This is a genomic window from Kribbella sp. NPDC051620, assembly GCF_044453825.1.
In the GTDB taxonomy this organism is placed as follows: domain Bacteria; phylum Actinomycetota; class Actinomycetes; order Propionibacteriales; family Kribbellaceae; genus Kribbella.
On the sequence record NZ_JBITDB010000004.1, the window covers coordinates 1065910 to 1083239 of the forward strand.

The 17330-nt window shown below is 68.8% G+C and carries 16 protein-coding genes; 7 read left to right on the plus strand and 9 right to left on the minus strand.

Annotation, left to right across the window (positions count from 1 at the left end; all coding sequences use genetic code 11):
• Window positions 1–35: 35 nt before the first annotated feature.
• The 4 genes from ACIA12_RS24100 to ACIA12_RS24115 all read right to left on the minus strand — a co-directional run bounded on the left by ACIA12_RS24100 (window position 36) and on the right by ACIA12_RS24115 (window position 4807).
• Window positions 36–1298 carry a hypothetical protein gene (locus ACIA12_RS24100; RefSeq protein WP_396369288.1) on the minus strand — a complete coding sequence of 421 codons (1263 nt, stop codon included), beginning with the start codon at window positions 1296–1298 and terminating at the stop codon, window positions 36–38.
• Window positions 1298–2488 carry a hypothetical protein gene (locus tag ACIA12_RS24105; RefSeq protein ID WP_396369290.1) on the minus strand — a complete coding sequence of 397 codons (1191 nt, stop codon included), beginning with the start codon at window positions 2486–2488 and terminating at the stop codon, window positions 1298–1300. Before ACIA12_RS24105 ends, ACIA12_RS24100 begins: the two co-directional genes overlap by 1 nt.
• Entirely contained in the window at window positions 2485–3678 is a 1194-nt protein-coding gene (locus ACIA12_RS24110; protein WP_396369291.1) for a hypothetical protein, read from the minus strand. The genes ACIA12_RS24105 and ACIA12_RS24110 overlap by 4 nt, the downstream gene beginning before the upstream one ends.
• A gap of 64 nt (window positions 3679–3742) precedes the next feature.
• The gene (locus ACIA12_RS24115) at window positions 3743–4807 is read right to left on the minus strand and encodes a hypothetical protein (RefSeq protein ID WP_396369292.1); all 1065 of its coding nucleotides are present in this window, start codon (window positions 4805–4807) and stop codon (window positions 3743–3745) included.
• A 114-nt stretch (window positions 4808–4921) separates the two neighbouring features.
• Here ACIA12_RS24115 and ACIA12_RS24120 point away from each other — a divergent pair, with 114 nt between their 5' ends.
• Window positions 4922–6403: a serine/threonine-protein kinase gene (locus ACIA12_RS24120; RefSeq protein ID WP_396369293.1), complete on the plus strand. Its 1482-nt coding sequence runs from the start codon at window positions 4922–4924 to the stop codon at window positions 6401–6403.
• Between the two features lie 2 nt (window positions 6404–6405).
• On the opposite strand, the gene ACIA12_RS24125 is transcribed toward ACIA12_RS24120, so the two are convergent.
• Window positions 6406–7014: a hypothetical protein gene (locus tag ACIA12_RS24125; RefSeq protein ID WP_396369294.1), complete on the minus strand. Its 609-nt coding sequence runs from the start codon at window positions 7012–7014 to the stop codon at window positions 6406–6408.
• Between the two features lie 140 nt (window positions 7015–7154).
• Window positions 7155–7346, minus strand: a complete 192-nt coding sequence (locus tag ACIA12_RS24130; protein ID WP_396369295.1) for a hypothetical protein — start codon at window positions 7344–7346, stop codon at window positions 7155–7157.
• An 82-nt stretch (window positions 7347–7428) separates the two neighbouring features.
• On the opposite strand from ACIA12_RS24130, the gene ACIA12_RS24135 reads away from it, so the two are divergent.
• The 4 genes from ACIA12_RS24135 to ACIA12_RS24150 are packed head-to-tail and all read left to right on the plus strand — an operon-like array spanning window position 7429 to window position 11600.
• Complete coding sequence (locus ACIA12_RS24135) at window positions 7429–8754, plus strand: dipeptidase (protein WP_396369296.1); 1326 nt, start codon at window positions 7429–7431, stop codon at window positions 8752–8754.
• A 52-nt stretch (window positions 8755–8806) separates the two neighbouring features.
• Window positions 8807–9931, plus strand: coding sequence for an NAD(P) transhydrogenase subunit alpha (locus ACIA12_RS24140; protein ID WP_344844291.1), 1125 nt, complete (start codon window positions 8807–8809; stop codon window positions 9929–9931).
• On the plus strand, window positions 9928–10233 hold the full coding sequence (locus tag ACIA12_RS24145; protein ID WP_343970834.1) for an NAD(P) transhydrogenase subunit alpha: 306 nt from the start codon (window positions 9928–9930) through the stop codon (window positions 10231–10233). The genes ACIA12_RS24140 and ACIA12_RS24145 overlap by 4 nt, the downstream gene beginning before the upstream one ends.
• Complete coding sequence (locus ACIA12_RS24150; protein ID WP_396369297.1) at window positions 10230–11600, plus strand: NAD(P)(+) transhydrogenase (Re/Si-specific) subunit beta; 1371 nt, start codon at window positions 10230–10232, stop codon at window positions 11598–11600. Before ACIA12_RS24145 ends, ACIA12_RS24150 begins: the two co-directional genes overlap by 4 nt.
• 362 nt (window positions 11601–11962) lie before the next feature.
• On the opposite strand, the gene ACIA12_RS24155 is transcribed toward ACIA12_RS24150, so the two are convergent.
• A complete protein-coding gene (locus ACIA12_RS24155; protein ID WP_396369298.1) occupies window positions 11963–12946 on the minus strand; it encodes a LuxR C-terminal-related transcriptional regulator in 984 nt (327 codons plus the stop codon).
• A gap of 277 nt (window positions 12947–13223) precedes the next feature.
• Here ACIA12_RS24155 and purF point away from each other — a divergent pair, with 277 nt between their 5' ends.
• Both purF and purM read left to right on the plus strand, forming a co-directional pair.
• Complete coding sequence (purF, locus tag ACIA12_RS24160; protein WP_396369299.1) at window positions 13224–14786, plus strand: amidophosphoribosyltransferase; 1563 nt, start codon at window positions 13224–13226, stop codon at window positions 14784–14786.
• 40 nt (window positions 14787–14826) lie between these two features.
• Entirely contained in the window at window positions 14827–15906 is a 1080-nt protein-coding gene (gene purM / locus ACIA12_RS24165) for a phosphoribosylformylglycinamidine cyclo-ligase (protein WP_396369395.1), read from the plus strand.
• 192 nt (window positions 15907–16098) lie between these two features.
• Here purM and ACIA12_RS24170 read toward each other — a convergent pair whose 3' ends face one another.
• Together ACIA12_RS24170 and ACIA12_RS24175 are read right to left on the minus strand one after the other, a co-directional pair.
• On the minus strand, window positions 16099–16287 hold the full coding sequence (locus tag ACIA12_RS24170) for a DUF3073 domain-containing protein (RefSeq protein WP_020389018.1): 189 nt from the start codon (window positions 16285–16287) through the stop codon (window positions 16099–16101).
• Window positions 16288–16501: 214 nt separating this feature from the next.
• Window positions 16502–17317, minus strand: coding sequence for an ABC transporter permease (locus tag ACIA12_RS24175; RefSeq protein WP_396369300.1), 816 nt, complete (start codon window positions 17315–17317; stop codon window positions 16502–16504).
• Between the last annotated feature and the right edge of the window lie 13 nt (window positions 17318–17330).

The following is a 17330-nucleotide window of genomic DNA, read 5'->3' on the forward strand; positions in this document are numbered from 1 at the left end:
ACGTCGTTCCTAACGCGCTGAGGGGTCGAGACCGATCATCGCAGGATCACGCTCTGATCGAGCGCGTCCGGCGTCGCGCGTTCGCACTGGCCGGTGGGGATGCTGCACCGGATGATCGCCAGCTTGAGGGTGCCGTTGACCGGATTGCCGGACACGACGGTGACGGCGAGCAGGTGCTGGTCGTCCTCGGCGACAGCGTCGTAGAACTGGCCGTTCCAGGTCCGGAGCAGCTTGCCCGTCCTGGCCTCGTGCGCGGTGAGAGTCTCCGAACTGCCCTCGAAGGAGGCGCCGACGCCGACCGCGATCCGGCTGTCCGGGGTGAATCCGACCAGCCGGCTCTCGCAGGTACGCCAGAGCTGGGTGCCGGACTCGATCGCGGTGACAGTGGCGCAACTGCCGTCGTTGAGTTGCTTCAGCGAAGCAGCGATGGTGCCGTCGTTCGTGACCGTGACGGGCGACGCGGCGGCCTTCAGCGAGGTGGCCTTCGAGGTGCCCGGCTTCCACTGGAAGAGCGTTTGCTGGCCTCCACTGGTAGCTGCCGCCCGGAAGTAGACCGATGCGCCCCGGTAGGCCAGTACCTCGACGTTCCAGCTGTTCGCGAGTTCGAGCCGCTGGACGGAGTCGTCGACCTCGGCGTACAGGTCACTGCCCTTGGTCCGGTCGCCCTTCGCGTCGAACCGGGTGGTGGCGTAAGCCACCGCGGACTGGTCCTCCCTGCCCACGAGAGACGAGACGTTCGGGGTCTTCTCCACTTCTCCGTACCGGACCTTGACCAGGTCACTGCCGGAGGGGAACGGGTCCTTGTCCGTGCTGGCGTGCTCGACGACGGCCAGAGCGGCTGTGTTGAGCCGGGCGATCGCCAGAATGATCCCGGTGCCAGGGATCTTCACCGGGCCGCCGGGACCTCCCCGGACCTCTCGGCCGGCCAGGTACGGCAACTGCGGCGCCCGGCCGTCGGCCAGCTTGTCCACCACCACATCAACCGTGGCCGGGCCGGTGCTGGAACCAATACCGGTGCTCGGCTTGTTGCTCGGCCGAGTGCTGCTCACCGCGGTGCTGCTCGGTAGTGGCGTCGGTGGCGTGGCCGTGGCGGGCGATGGGGTGGACGGAGGCTTCGGGGTTGTGGACGGCGTACTGCTCGGTCCGGGTAGCGGTGCCGCGCCGGAGTCCCTGTCAGCCGGCCCCTGCTGGGAGGCGAACACACCACCGGCCACCACCGCGGCCACCGCGACAGAAGCGAGCCCGGCGGCCAGCCGCTCGTTCTTGCGCATTAGGTCGAGCTTCAGGGATGGGGCCATCAGGTGCTCAGCAGGAGTCGGTTCGAGCTCACGGGTGTGGCCAGTTCACAGTCGCCGGTACTGATGGTGCAGCGGATGATCGCCGACTTCGCGTTGACGCCCTCGCCCGACGCGGACGCGACCATCAGGAGGTGCTCGTCGTCCTCGGTGCTGATGCTCTGCAGGCAGCCCTTCCACTCGCGGAGCAGCCTGCCGGTCTTCGCGTCGAGGGCAGCCTCCGCCGAGGAGCAGTAGCCGTCGTCACCGGACGGTACTCCGAACACGGTCGCCCCACTGGGGCTGAAGTCGTTCAGGTAGTAGTCGCAGGTCTTCCACACCCGCAGGCCGGTCTCGACGGCGGTGACCGCGGAACACGAGCCGGTGGTGTTGACCAGCAGGGCCGTGGCCGCGGTCTTGCCGTCGGCTGCCATCGTCGTCATGGACGAGAGCGCCTTCACCAGCTTGGCTTCCGGCTCACCCGGCGACCAGACATACGTGCTCCAGCTCGCGCCGCTGCCAAGTACGTCCGAGGACTCGAAGTAGACCTTGTCGCCTACGTAGGAGAGCACCTTGAAGTTCCAGCGCTTGGTCAGCTTCAGTGCGGTCAGCGACGTGCCGGTGTCGGCATAGATGGTGCCGCCCTCGACCGGGCCGTCAGCACCGAAGGCGGCGTACGCGGCACCGCTCTGGTCGGCGTTGGTCTCCATGTGGTTGACGTTCGCGACGCTGGCGACGCCGTTCGCCTCCAGCCGCAGTACCTGCGAGCCGTTCCCGTTGGTGGTCAGCGCGAGGACCGAGCTGTTCACCCGGGCGATCTGGAGTACGTCGTCCTTGCCGGGGATGCTGACCGTGCTCCCGGCACCGCCACGGACCTCGCGGCCGGCCAGGTACGGGATCTGCGGCTGCCGTCCGGTGCCGAGTTTCGACAGGGCCAGGGTGACCTTGGTCGGGCCGGTCAAGGTCGGTGTGTCGGTGGGGGACGGCGGTGCGCTCGGTGCGGGTGTCGACGGCTTGAGGGAAGGCGTGGTCTTCGGTGTCTGTGCGCTCTTGGAAGGAGTCGTGGCCGGAGTGGTCGGGGCTGGCAGCGGCGCTGCATAGGCGGTGCTCTGGCGCTGCGGGACCTGGCGAGACGCGATGGTGGCGCCCAGTACTACGGCAGCGACCGTCACGGCGGCGACCAGCGCCACCAGGAGACCGTTCTGCCGCTTCATGACCAGCCGCCCATCACCCGGAGCGAGTCTCGCCGAGCCGTCTTGGCCGGCTTCGTCGCCAGTTCGCAGGCGCCCGAGCCGATGCTGCAGCGGATGATCGCGCTCGCCGTGTTCTCGCCGGTGTCCACGGCCATCAGCAGGTGGTCGTCGTCCTCGGCGGTCGTGGTGAGGAACTCAACTCCGGTCCACTGCCGGCGTACCGTGCCTGACTTGCTGTCGATCGCGGTGGTGGACGGATTGGAGCCGCCGTTGTGGAAGTCCGGGGTCGCGTAGACGGTTCGGCCGTCCGGGGTGAAGCCGTCGAGTGAGTACTCACAGGTCCGCCACAGCTGGGCGCCGTCGGCCAGCGCGCGCACCGCGGAGCAGAAGGTCTGCGCGGCGCCCTCGAGCTGGTCGACACCGTTGGTGCCCTGGAAATCCACGCCCGCAGGGGTTTTGAAGGACTTCAGCAGGTCGACCTTGCCGGTCTGGGTGTGCCACGCGTTCAGCGTCGCGTCGGGCTCGTTCGGGTCGGTGCCGGCGGCGAAGTACACGGTCTGGTCGACCACGGCCAGGACGGTCGAGTACCAGTCGTTCGGGCGGTTCAGCTTGTTGTCGGTGAAGGCGTTGCGCCAGTAGACGGCGCTGCCCTTGCGGCGGGTGTGGTCCGCATTGGACCGGGCCGTGCCGTACGCGATGGCGTCCTCGTTCACCGAGGTCACCAGGCTCGCGACGTCGGGAGTGCGCTCGGGGAGGACGCGGTCGAGATTGACCCGGACCAGCTCGGAGCCGCCCAGGCCGACTTCGCGGACCACCATCGCGTCGCCGTCGTACCGGACCGCGCGGAGGATCTCCTGGCTGCCGGGGATGGTGACGTCGCCGCCGAGGCCGCCCTTGAGCACCCGTCCGTCCAGGTAGGCGACCTGCGGCTCCCGGCCGGTCGGCAGCTTGGCCAGGTCGACCTTGACCGTCGGGATCGCCGGACCGGAGAGCGTCGTGACCGGCGTGGTCGATGGCTTCGGGGTCGTCGACGGCTTGGCTGACGGTTTGGGCGTCGACGGCTTGGGCGTGGCGCTCGCGGTCAGCGGCTGAGCGGCAGCCGATGGGGACGTGGCCGGGCCGCGGCGGGCCGCGAGGGCCCCACCGCTCACCACAGCCAGTACTGCGACCGCCGCCACCCCCATGGCCAGCGGGCCGTTGCCCGTTTTCACGTTCGGTCGTCCAATCGGTTCGTCCCCGTCCGGGATAGGACGCGGGCCGACGCGGTTTTGTTCGTCATGAGCCGAGAAGAAGTGTTCCGGACGCCGGCGGGGCCGCCAGCTCGCACTTCCCGGAGCTGACCGTGCAGCGGACCAGGGCCGACCGGGACCCGGGTTCCGGCTTGTCGTGCCACGCCAGTACTACGTGATCGCCGTCCTCGGGTCTCGCGTCGCGCAGGGACGGGCCGGTCCACTTGCGGAGCTGGTTGCCGGTCTCCGGGTCGAGGGCGGCGTTCTCCAGATCGCCGTACGGATCGCTGCCGGCCGGGATGCCGATGGTGAACGTGTTGCCGGGGCTGAAGCGGGTGAGCTGGTATTGGCAACTGCGCCAGCGCTGGGTGCCGGTGGTGGCGGTCATCAGGGTCGTGCACATGCCGCTGTCGTTCTGCGAGGCCAGTCCGGCGACCAGGGTGCCGTCGCCGGAGACCGCGATCGGGGACCGGACGGTGCTGATCCGGATGGGCGTCGGCTGGTCCACCTGCCAGCGGTAGAAGTTCCAGGGCCCGGTCAGGTCGTCGCTGGACCGGAAGTAGACGGTGTCGTTGGTCACAGCGAGGACGCGGACGTCGTGCACACGAGGTTGGGCGAGCCGCTTGACCGGCCCGGTGGCAGAGCGGCGGTAGTAGACCGTGCCGCCGACGTGCTCCTCCGGGGCGTACCGGCCGCCGGAGGCATAGGCGGCGGCCTGGCCGTCGGTGCTGGTGACGACCGAGTCGACGCCGGGGACCTGCTCGATTTGCTTGCCAGAGGCATCGAGTATGACCAGGGCCGGGTCCCGGACGGTCTTCAGTTGGACGGTCAGGACGGCATCGTGGAGGCGGCCGACCGCGTCGATCTCGAGACGCCCGGGCACGCGTACCGGCGTACCGGCGCCGCCGTAGACGGTCCGGTCACGCAGGTAGGTGGGGTGGGGAGCCGCGCCGACGGGCAGCTTGCGCGCGTCGATCGGGACGACCGCGGGCCCGGTGAACCTCACCGGCGAAGGAGTCTGCACCGGGGCGACCAGCGGCGCCGCTGCGCCGAGCTGCGACTCCGGCGTACGCCGGGACGCGACGAACCCTCCGGCCACAACCGCCGCCACCGCGACAACCGTGACCATCAACACCCGGACGTTTCGCACTCCTTAGGCCCCGTTTCGGTCTCGAACCACCGCTCCGGCGACCAAGTCGCAGGAAGGATCGAGCATAATGCGGGGATGGACCAGCCCCAGCGGATCGGCCGGTACTCCCTGGTCCGCCGGGTGGGTGCCGGGGGTTTCGCGACCGTCTGGCTGGCCAGGGACGAAGAGCTCGACGCGGACGTCGCCGTCAAGATCCTGTCCGACAACTGGATCGACGAAGACGACGTCCGGCGCCGGTTCCTGGCCGAGGGCCGGTTCCTGCGCCGGGTCGACTCGCCGCACGTGGTCGGCGTGCACGACGTCGGCGAGACCGAGGACGGCCGGCCCTATCTCGTCCTGACCTATGCCGACGGCGGATCGCTCGCCGACCGGATCAAGGCCGGGCCGATGGAGATCGCCGACGTCGTCGACGTGATCGCCCAGGTCGGCAGCGGACTCAAGCAGTTGCATGCGCGCGGCGTGCTGCATCGGGACGTGAAGCCGGCCAACGTGCTGTTCCGCCTCGACGAGGACGGCGACCGCGCGATGCTCGGCGACCTCGGCCTGGGCAAGTCGCTGGAAACCGTGTCCCAGTTGACGATGCCGGGCGGTACGCCGGCCTACGTCGCGCCCGAGCAGGTGATGGGCGACCGGCTCGACCACCGCGCCGACCTCTACTCGCTCGGCGCCGTCGCGTACGCGGCCTTCACCGGCCAGGCGCCGCACGGGGTGATCAGCCTCGGCGCGGTGATGCGGATCGAGTCCCCGCCGCCGTCGATGAGCACCTTGCGCGACGACGTGCCCGACGCGATCGACGCCGTCGTACGCCGCGCCCTCGAGCCGGACCGCGACAAGCGCTGGCCGGACCTCGACAGCTTCCTCGACGCCCTCCAAGAGGCCCATAAGACAGGCAAGATTCCCGCCGGCCTGGTTCCCGCCGAGGCCCTCCCCGGACCGACCGGCCCGGCCGGAGTCGACCAGGAAACAGCCCTGTCAGCCGCCAACGCGCCCACAGTCGGTTCAGCTCCCGCGGTAGACGCCACGACCGCGCCCGCTGCTCTGCTGGCGACACCAGCGAAGGCTACGAAGCGCTCAGCCCGCGCATGGGTGATCACTGTCGTCCTCGCCCTCATCCTGGCCGCAGGCGGCGGCTACGGCGGCTACCGCCTCGTGATGAGCCGCCCGGTCACCGTCGAGCAGGACAACATGTCGGTGAAGGTGCCGCGTTCCTGGGATCAGAAGTCGACGGAGGACAAGACCAAGCTGCTGGTCAGCCCGGACACCGCGAACTGGGTGACCAACAGCACGGTGCCGGGCGTCTATCTGGAGAAGCTGACCGGTGAACTGCCCAAGATCGGCAAGGTGCCCGTTGGCTGTACCTCAACCGGCCCTGCCGTCCCGGGCAACAACATGGTGACCTTCTACTACCAGTGCCAGGACCCTGCGACGAAGGTGACCAGCACTGTCGGCGAGCGCTACCAGACGGCCATCGCCGGGACGGTGCTACGGACCCAGGCCCGTGACACCGACAACGCAGAGGTCCAGCGCGTCCTCGACTCGGCGACCCTGATCCCGTAGCTCTACCCGACCAGGGAGGTCAGGGACGACACCGTGGCTTTGTGCATGCGGGGGATGACGTTGAGGGTGGCTGAGTCGCCGCTGTAGAGGTACGAGCCTGACTCGTAGACCAGGTACGCCGTGCCGTTGTACTCCGTGATGCCCTCGGTCATGCTCGGCGCCCGGAAGCAGCTCAGCGCGGCCGCGTCCAGGTCCTTCTGGCCCCGGCGTACGACGTACAGGTTGCTGCGGTTGTCCCGCCCGTACGACGTGCTGTAGACGAAGTGGTTGGCGGTGACCATCAGGCCCTGCGTCTTGGTCGGTACCTCCCAGGCGCCGGCCAGCGTGGTGAGCGTGCCGTCGTCGGCGATCTTGTACTCGTACATGATGCCGCGGCCGGTCTCGTTGAAGGTGCCGGAGAAGATGGAGTCGCCGTAGCTGGTCAGGAACGAGGAGCCGGCTACATCTCGCGCAGTACCGACCTGGGCGAGGTACGGCGTACCGGCCGCCTTCAGCGCGTCGCGGAGCTCAGTGAGCCGGTACTTCCGGATGGAGCTGCCTGCACCGGCCACGAAGGCCCAACCCTTGCTGGTGGTGATCCCACCGACGTGTGACTCGGCAATGGCGACCACACCGACCGTGGAGCCGGTAGCGGGGTCGATGCCGTAGATCTGCGAGTCGGCGCCCGCACGGTACGAGGCGACCAGCAGCAGGTTCTTGCCGGAGCCGTCCCAGTTGTACCAAGTCCCAGCCCCCTGCGGGGTATGCGTGCTCAGGTTGGGGATGCTCGCGTGTTGCTGAACCGGGCGTCGTACTTGTTGGAGGCCGACGGCCCGTCGTAGAAGGTGCTGCCACCGGTGGTCGCGGTGTCGCAGGAGATCGCGGCACTGGCCGGCGCGCTGAAGGCGGTCAGCGCAGTGGCGGTCGTGATGAAGGCGGTCAGAATGGCGAAGCGACGCGTCATGATGTCCTCTGGGGTTTGGGCGATAACCTTCGAGATGTTCTCGGTAGACGGTAAGTGATTGACCCGCAGTACGGTAGGGCGCATGACCGACCTGCGTGCGGCGATCGACCGCGTTCTGCCCTCTGTTCGTGCCGACCTCGAGGACCTCATCCGGATTCCCTCGGTCAGCGCGGACCCGGCCCGTGCGGCCGATGTCCAGCGATCGGCGGAAGCGACCGCTGCTCTGTTCGAGGCCGAGGGCTTCGAGATCCAGATCGTCCGGGCAGGCTCCGGCGCGCCCGCGGTGATCGCGAAGAAGCCGGCGCCGGAGGGCAAGCCGACCGTACTGCTCTACGCGCACCACGACGTCCAGCCGACCGGCAACGTCGAGGAGTGGACGTCGGAGCCGTTCGAGCCGACCGAGCGGGACGGCCGGCTCTTCGCGCGCGGCGCCGCCGACGACAAGGCCGGGATCGCGGCGCACCTGGCCGCCGTACGGGCCTTCGGCAACGACCTGCCGGTGGGCGTGACTGTCTTCGTCGAGGGCGAGGAGGAGATCGGTTCGCCGACCCTGCTGCAGCTGCTCGACGAGTACGCCGACGAGCTCACCGCCGACGCGATCGTGATCGCCGACTCGGGAAACTGGGCGATCGGCCAGCCCGCCCTGACCGTCTCGCTGCGCGGCCTGGTCGACTGCTTCGTCGAGGTCCGGACGCTGAAGCACGCCGTCCACTCGGGACTGTTCGGCGGCGCCGTACCGGATGCGCTGTCGGCCCTGTGCCGGCTGCTCGCCACCTTGCACACCGACAACGGCGACGTCGCCGTCGACGGACTGCACGCGACACGCGCGGCGGAGCTGGACTATCCCGAGGACCGCTTCCGGTCCGAGTCGAGCGTGCTGGACTCGGTGAAGCTGATCGGCTCGGGCACCCTGGTCGACCGGCTGTGGACCCGTCCGGCGATCGCAGTACTGGCCATCGACGCGCCGCGGGTGGCCGACGCGAGCAACACTCTCGTACCGGTCGCGCGGGCCAAGGTCAGCCTGCGGGTCGCTCCCGGTGACGACGCGGTGAAGGCGATGGAAGCCCTGCGCAACCACCTCGAGCAGAACGCGCCGTGGGGTGCCCAGGTCACTGTGACAGAAGGCGATCTCGGCCAGCCGTGCTCGATCAACGCGCGCGGTACGGCGTACGACGCGGCCCGTTCCGCCTTCGCCACGGCGTGGGGTGTCGAGCCCGTCGACACCGGGATGGGTGGGTCGATCCCGTTCATCGCGGAGTTCCAGCAGGCCTTCCCGAACGCGGCCGTCCTGGTCACCGGCGTGGAGGATCCGGACACCCGGGCCCACGGCATCGACGAAGGCCTGCACCTGGAGGAGTTCACCAAGGTCTGTCTGGCCGAGGCACAGCTTCTTCAGAACTTGGCCTGATTGGCGGGACCGGGCTTTCCGGGCACCGTGTGTTTGGCATAGGTTTCGGCGAGTGAAGATCGCAGTAGTGCGAGAGACCAGACCGGCCGAGCGCCGGGTGGCCCTGGTGCCGGAGCAAATCGTCAAACTCGTCCAGCTCGGCTACGAGGTCGCGGTCGAACCCGCGGCCGGCGAGCGCGCCCTGTACTCCGACGACGCCTATCGCGACGCCGGGGCGGAGGTGGCCTGGGGAGCCGACCATGCGGCGACGGTGGTGGTGTCGGTGCAGCCGCTCGAACGCGAGCGACTGCAGCGGCTGCACGCCGGTACGGCGCTGATGTCGTTCCTGCCGACGAACCCGCCGGACGTGATCCGGGCCGCGACCCGGGCCAAGCTGACCGCGTTCGCGATGGAGATGATCCCGCGGATCTCCCGGGCGCAGTCGATGGACGCGCTCTCCTCGCAGGCGCTGGTGGCCGGCTACCGCGCGGCCATCGTCGCGGCGGAACGCCTGCCCCGGTTCTTCCCGCTGAACATGACAGCAGCCGGTACGGTGCCGCCGGCCCAGGTTCTCGTCCTGGGCGCCGGTGTCGCCGGGCTGCAGGCGATCGCGACCGCTAAGCGCCTCGGTGCGGTCGTCAAGGCGTACGACGTCCGGACTGCCGCGGCCGAGGAGATCGCCTCGATGGGCGCGCAGCCGATCGAGCTCGAGCTCGGCACGCTGGACGGGCCGGGCGGCTATGCCCGCGAGATGACCGAGGAGCGCGCGCAGTTGCAGCGTGACCTGCTCGCGCCGTACATCGCGGGCGCCGACGCGCTGATCACGACCGCCGCGGTACCGGGGCGGACCGCTCCGATGCTGGTGTCGCGGTCGATGGTCGAGCAGATGAAGCCCGGCTCGGTCGTGGTCGACCTGGCCTCGGAGTCCGGCGGCAACGTCGAGGGCTCGGTGGCCGGTACCGAACTGATGATCGGCAACGCGCTGGTCTGGGGCGGCGCGAACGTGCCCAGCCAGATGGCCGGACCGGCCAGCCGGCTCTACGGCCAGAACATCGCCAACCTGATCGCGCTGATGACCCGGGACGCGGAGTTCAACCCGGACTTCGACGACGAGATCGTCGCCGGCTGCTGCCTCACCCACGACGGCACGGTCCTGCACGAGCCGACCCGCGAGCTTCTGGAAGGACCGACGGCATGACCGAGACCATCGCTCTGTTGACCATCTTCGTGCTCGCGGCGTTCGTCGGCGTCGAGGTGATCAGCAAGGTCTCCTCGACCCTGCACACCCCGCTGATGTCCGGCGCGAACGCGATCCACGGCGTCATCCTGGTCGGCGCCATCATCGTCACCGGCCAGGCCGACTCCACCCTGGTGGTGATCGTCGGGCTGCTGGCCGTCGTACTGGCCACGGTGAACATGGTCGGCGGGTTCGTCGTCACCGACCGGATGCTGGAGATGTTCCGCGGTCCGGCGGCGCGCAAGAAGGAGCTGCAGAAGTGATCGACACCTGGGCCCAGATCGGGTACCTGATCTCGGCGGTCTGCTTCATCGTCGCGCTGAAGGCTCTCTCGTCGCCGAAGTCGGCGCGCCGCGGCAACCTGCTCGGCGCCGCGGGCGCGGTGCTCGCGGTGATCATCACCTTCGTCGCGTACAAGCCGGACCACCTGGCCGCGATCCTGGTCGCGCTGGTGATCGGCACGATCGCCGGTGTGGTCGGCTCGCGCCGGGTACAGATGACACACATGCCCCAGCTGGTGGCGCTGTTCAACGGCGTCGGCGGTGGCGCGGCCGCGCTCGTCGCGCTGATGGAACTGGGTGAGGTCCGGGACGGCGAGACGATCGCCGCGATCGCGACCGCCTTCACCATCGTGGTCGGGGCGATCAGCTTCTCCGGTTCGGTGGTGACGTTCGCCAAGCTGCAGGAGCTGATGACGAGCCGGCCGGTGACCTTCCCGGGTCTGCCGGTGCTGTTCGTGGCCGGCACCCTCGGCGGGGTCGCGCTGTCGGTCTGGCTGGTCACGGATCCGCGGGTCTGGGTCGGCGTGCTGCTCTGCCTGGTCGGGCTGGCGCTCGGCGTGATGCTGGTACTGCCGGTGGGCGGTGCCGACGTGCCGATCGTCATCTCGCTGCTGAACGCCTTCACCGGCCTGACCGTGGCTGCGGGTGGATACGTGCTCGGCAACGCGCTGCTGCTGATCGCGGGAACGCTGGTCGGTGCGGCCGGTACGTTGCTGACCAAGCTGATGGCCGACGCGATGGGTCGCTCGGTCTTCAACATCCTGTTCGGCGCGGTCAAGGGCGGCTCGACGCTGGGTGGTGGCGTCGCGTCCGAACGGCCGGTCATCTCCGGTACGGCGACGGACGTGGCGATCCTGCTCGGGTACGCGCAACGTGTCGTCATCGTGCCCGGGTATGGGCTGGCCGTGGCCCAGGCCCAGCACACCCTGCGCGATCTGGTCGAGGAGTTGCAGGGCCGCGGGGTCAAGGTCGACTACGCCATCCACCCGGTGGCCGGCCGGATGCCCGGCCACATGAACGTGCTGCTCGCCGAGGCCCAGGTCCCGTACGAGCAGCTGCGCGAGATGGACGAGATCAACGGCGACTTCAAGTCCACGGACGTCGTCCTGGTCGTCGGCGCCAACGACGTCGTCAACCCGGCCGCCCGCAACACCCCCAGCGCCCCCATCTACGGCATGCCCATCCTCAACGCCGACGAGGCCCAGCGAGTCATCTTCCTGAAGCGCTCGATGCGCCCAGGCTTCGCCGGCATCGAGAACGAGCTCCTGTACGACCCCAAGACCACCCTCCTCTTCGGCGACGCCCGGGAATCCCTCACCAAACTCCTGGCCGCCGTCAAGAACATCTGACCCACGCCTAATTCCGCCGAACGTATGGTGTATTCAAATGCTTCGGTCAATCCTCGATTGGTCTAGCCCAAAACTCACCGAACCGAGCCCCACCGAGCCATCCGAAAGCCGCCCCGAAGCCCCGGCCTGCTCCCCAAGCTTCGCCGCCCGCCGCCGGGCGGTCCGCAGGACGGTCACCAGCGTCCACACCGCCTGATCGTCGGCAGTTTCAGGACGCCGCCATCGAACAACAGCATTTCCAGCCGCCGTCCGCAGGCGAATCATCCGGAAATCCGAACCCGCCTTTTAGAAGGCGGTTGGATGAATTGTCTCCGGCGGCTGGTGGAATAGCGTTCCATTCGGCGCCGGCGACTCGAACAATGTCAGACCCAGCCGCGTTTGGCGGCGGCTACTCCCAGTTCGAAGCGGGAAGTGGCGTCGAGGCGTTCGGAGAGATTCGCGGTGATGCGGCGGGCGGTACGCAGCGAGATGCCGAGGAGGCGGGCCACCTGCTCGTCCTTGGCGCCGCCGGCCAGCAGGCGTAGTACCTCGGCCTCGTGCGGGGTGAGCGGGTTGTTGTCGTCGCGGTCTTCGGGGGAGAAGATCTCGTCGGCCCGGGCCCAGTAGGCGTCGAAGAGCGCGAGGGCGACCGCGACCACGGCAGGACTGCGGTGGATGACCGCACCGGCTGCCGGGTTGTCCGGGTCCATCGCCATGATGGCGATCTCCTGGTCGAAGATGAGCAGCCGCATCGGCAGGGTCGGAGTCACCCGCACCTCGCCGCCGAGGCGGTGCAGGGTGGCGGCGTAGTCCATCCCCGGCTTGGAGACCGTCATGCTCTGCAGGTAGATGCTGCGCATCTTCAGGCCACGCTCGAGCAGCGGCATGTCCGGCGAGTCCGAGATCGGCTGGATCTCGTCGTCCAGGTGGGCCGGAATCATTCCCCAGAGGGTCTCCCGTGCCTTCAGGCCGAGCTCCTCGATCCGCTGGGACGCGTTCGCGCGGCCTTTGAGCACCTCGACGTCCCCGCTGCTGCGGGCGGTGAGGAGTTCGTTGTACTGCTCGGCGATCACCTCGGCCGACGACTCGGCCTGGTTGAGCTCGTTGAGCATCCGGTTCAGCTCGCCCCGGCGGCGCTCCGCCAGGCTGGACAGCCCGACCCGGGGATGGACCGCGTGCTCGGCCTTCGGATCGGCCCAGGTGGGGACCAGGAGCTCGAGCTTGCGGAGCAGCTCCATGGTGTTCAGCACCTGCGCCAGCGGCTGGTTCGCCAGCACCGCGATCTGCTCCGGTGTGCTGTCCGGATGGCTTAACAGGGCGTGGTAGACCGCGAAGGTGGCATCATCCACACCCAGCGGTTCCAACACAGCTGTTCACTCCTTCAGCGCCTGTTCGGAACCGACCATATACAGAATGCGTCGACAATGAGCGCTTGTTTGGTTGACGCACATTATTTCGAGGGGACGAGCTGTGATCAAGAAGTGTCTTACTGTAGTCGCTTCCGGCCTGCTACTCGCGGCGGTCGCCGGTATTTCGGGTGGGCTGAGCGGTAGCTCACAACCGCAGCCGGTCGAGGCGGGCGCCAGCCCCGCGTGCCCGTCGGCCAATGCTTGCTGGTGATCCAGGTCCCGTACACTGGGCCGCGTGGCTCGTGGCGATGGTCGGCTCACTCATGATCTTGACCCGCAGGACCTAGGACCGCAGGACGCTTGTGGCGTCTTCGGGGTCTGGGCTCCGGGGGAAGAGGTTGCCAAACTCACCTATTTCGGGCTCTACGCTCTGCAGCACCGGGGGCAGGAGTCGGCTGGCATCGCGGTCAGCAACGGCAGTCAGATCCTGGTCTACAAGGACATGGGGCTGGTCAGCCAGGCCTTCGACGAGGCGACTCTCGCCTCGCTGAAGGGATATATAGCAGTCGGGCACTGCCGGTACTCGACGACCGGATCGAGCGTCTGGGCGAACGCCCAGCCGACGTTCCGGTCGACCGCGACCGGCTCGATCGCGCTCGGGCACAACGGCAACCTCACCAACACCGGTGAGCTGGCCGCGACGCTCGGCGGCCGCGACGACCTCGACCTGGGCCTGGACCTGGACGTCGAGCACGCCAAGGCCAACGCCAAGCACGGCGCCTCCTCGGACACCGACATCCTGACCTCGATGCTGGCCGGCTACCCGGACCTGACCATCGAGCAGGCGGCCGCCAAGGTGCTGCCGAAGGTCAAGGGCGCCTACAGCCTGATCTTCATGGACGAGTCCACCCTGTACGCCGCCCGCGACCCGCAGGGCATCCGCCCGCTGGTGCTGGGCCGGCTGGAGCGGGGCTGGGTGATCGCCAGCGAGACCGCGGCGCTCGACATCGTCGGCGCGAGCTTCATCCGCGAGGTCGAGCCGGGCGAGATCGTCGCGATCGACGAGGACGGCCTGCGCTCCACCCGGTTCGCCGAGCCGGAGCCGAAGGGCTGCCTGTTCGAGTTCGTCTACCTGGCCCGCCCGGACACCCAGATCTCCGGCCAGCGGATCCACACCACCCGGGTCGAGGTCGGCCGTCAGCTGGCCCGTGAGCACCCGGTCGAGGCCGATCTGGTGATCGCCACCCCGGAGTCCGGTACGCCGGGCGCCATCGGGTACGCCGAGGAGTCGGGCATCCCCTACGGCTCCGGGCTGGTCAAGAACGCCTACGTCGGCCGGACCTTCATCCAGCCGAGCCAGACCATTCGCCAGCTGGGCATCCGGCTGAAGCTGAACCCGCTGCGCGAGGTGATCGAGGGCAAGCGCCTCGTCGTCGTCGACGACTCGATCGTCCGCGGCAACACCCAGCGCGCGGTGATCAAGATGCTGCGCGAGTCCGGCGCCAAGGAGATCCACGTCCGGATCTCGTCGCCGCCGGTGAAGTGGCCGTGTTTCTACGGCATCGACTTCGCCAGCCGGGCCGAGCTGATCGCCAACGGGCTGAACACCGAGGAGATCTGCCGTTCGATCGGCGCCGACTCACTCGGCTACGTCAGCCTCGACGGCTTGATCGAGGCCACCTCGGTGCCGAAGGACAAGCTCTGCCGGGCCTGCTTCGACGGGATCTACCCGGTCGCGCTGCCGGAGCCGGAGCACCTCGGCAAGCACCTGCTCGAAGTACCGGTGAGCACCGACATCGACGGCCTGGCCACGGTGTCCGGTGGCGCGGGCGCCGCCGACGCGCTGTCCCGGCCCTGACCACCAGGCCCGCAAGCCCCCTGAGAAAGTGAGAACCACAGTGAGCGAGGGCGCGAGCTACGCGGCCGCCGGCGTCGACATCGAGGCCGGTGACCGGGCTGTCGAGCTGATGAAGGAATGGGTGGCCAAGGCGACCCGGCCGGAGGTGGTCGGCGGGCTCGGCGGCTTCGCCGGGCTGTTCGACGCGAGTGCGCTGACGGCGTACCGGCGGCCGTTGCTGGCGACCTCGACCGACGGCGTCGGCACCAAGGTCGCGATCGCGCAGAAGATGGACCGGCACGACACGATCGGGTTCGACCTGGTCGGCATGGTCGTCGACGACCTGGTCGTCTGCGGCGCCGAGCCGCTGTTCATGACCGACTACATCTGCACCGGCAAGGTGGTCCCGGAGACGATCGCGCAGATCGTCAAGGGCATCGCCGAGGCCTGCGTCGAAGCCGGTACTGCGCTCGTCGGCGGCGAGACCGCCGAGCACCCGGGACTGCTGGAGGCCGACGAGTACGACGTCGCCGGCGCCGCGACCGGAGTGGTCGAGGCCGACGAGGTGATCGGCGCCGACCGGGTCCGGGCGGGTGACGTGGTGGTCGCGATGGCGTCCTCCGGCTTGCACTCGAACGGTTACAGCCTGGTCCGGCACGTGTTCTTCGACCGGGCCGGCTGGCAGCTCGACCGGGAGGTGCCCGAGCTGGGCGGCACGCTCGGTGACACCCTGCTGATCCCGACGCGGGTGTACGCGAAGCACTGCCTCGAGCTGATCCAGGAGCTCAACGCTGGTGACGAGAAGCCGTTGCACGCGATGTCGCACATCACCGGCGGTGGCTTCGCGGCGAACCTGGCGCGGGTCATCCCCGACGACCTCGCGGTACGAATCGACCGGTCGAGCTGGAGCCCGGCACCGATCTTCGGCCTGGTCGGCCAGCTCGGCGGCGTCCCGCAGCTCGAGCTGGAGAAGACGCTGAACATGGGTGTCGGCATGGTTGCGGTACTGGGCGCTGCCGCGGCGGACCGCGCGATCGCGGCACTGGCCGAGCGCGACATCGACGCCTGGGTGTGCGGCGAGGTCAGCTCGGCCACCGACGCGAAGACAGGCGTCGAGCTGCAGGGTGACTACACGAACTGAGGTACATGCCGGGACGCTTCACCGGTGCCCACAAAGCTTTCTGGGCACCGGAGAAACGCCCCGGACCTCAACGTGTCGAAAGGGCAGGCTCGAAGGACCTGTCCTGCCGTGTGGTGGAACTACGTCGGCCAAGCACAGTCGACCTGTCCGAGCGCCCTGAGGCGCTGGACAGGTCAGAGTGCTGCTGCGGCTTTACCGACGGGGGTGGTAGTCGTCGGCGTCATCGCCGACGTCTGTGTCGTTGTTGCCGTTCGCAGAGGTACCACCCTCGTCCCCGCCGGACAGCTCTTTCTTGAGCTGGTCCAAGTCGGTGTCCCAGGTGCGGTACTTCAGGTCGCGTGCGACCTTCGTCTGCTTGGCCTTTGCACGGCCGCGCCCCATAGCGTCGACCCCCTCGCACAAGTCAACCGGGTACGCAGCGTGGCGCCCACGGATCAGTCGTCAGTAATCGTGGTTACAGGTTACCCGGAGCCGGTGTCCGACACACGCACCGCCCCCTGACTGGACCCCCGAAGAGGTCCGATCACGGGCCGGGAGGCCTGTCCGGTCCCCTCAAACCGGCCAGGCCTCCCGCGTTTCGGACCCCTGAGAGGGGTTACTTCACCTCGCGACGTGAGCTTGCCCACAGTCCGACGATGGTCGGCAGCACCACCCAGACCGCGATCGCGGTGAGCGTCTCGGGCAGCATCCCGTTCAGGTCGCGCTCGGCGATCCGGCCGAAGGCGCCGAACACATCCAGCCAGTTCGCGTTGTCCTTGAACAGGGCAGGCCCGGCCAGGCCCCAGGCGGTCGGGGCGACGAAGAAGACCAGGATGGCGACGGCGGTCTGCGCGATCACCGCGCCGAAGGCGGCACCCATCACGACGTTGAGCGCGGTCGACAGGTAGGCCCCGGCCAGCGCGCCGCCGATTCCGGCGTACGACGCTCCGCCGCCGTCGATGGCGCCGCCGATCGCGGTGGCGGCCAGCGCCATCACCGCGGTGACGCTCAGCAGGACGACGCTCAGCACGATCGCCGAGGCGAACTTGGCGAACTGGACCCGGATCCGGCGCGGCGACAGCGTGAAGGTGGTCAGCGCGGTCCGCTGGGTCCACTCACTCGTCATCGCCATCACGCCGATCACCGGCAGGATCAGCAGCACGCCGGTCGACGCCGCGGCCAGGTAGCCGTCGAAGCGCTGTACGCCGTCGTCCAGGTGCGTGAGCTGCCAGGTCAGCGCGGCGACCGCCAGGGCCAGGATGCCCAGGATCAGGTACCGGCCGCTGCGGGTGTTGACGGACTTGCGCAGCTCGATCGTGACGAGCTTGAGGAAGGACTGGCCGCGCGCGGGCGGCAGAGAGGTGGCGACGGCAGCCCGGTGCTTGCCCGGAACGGCCGAGACAGCCGGTGAGGTGATTTCGGTGACAGCCATGATGTTTGTACTC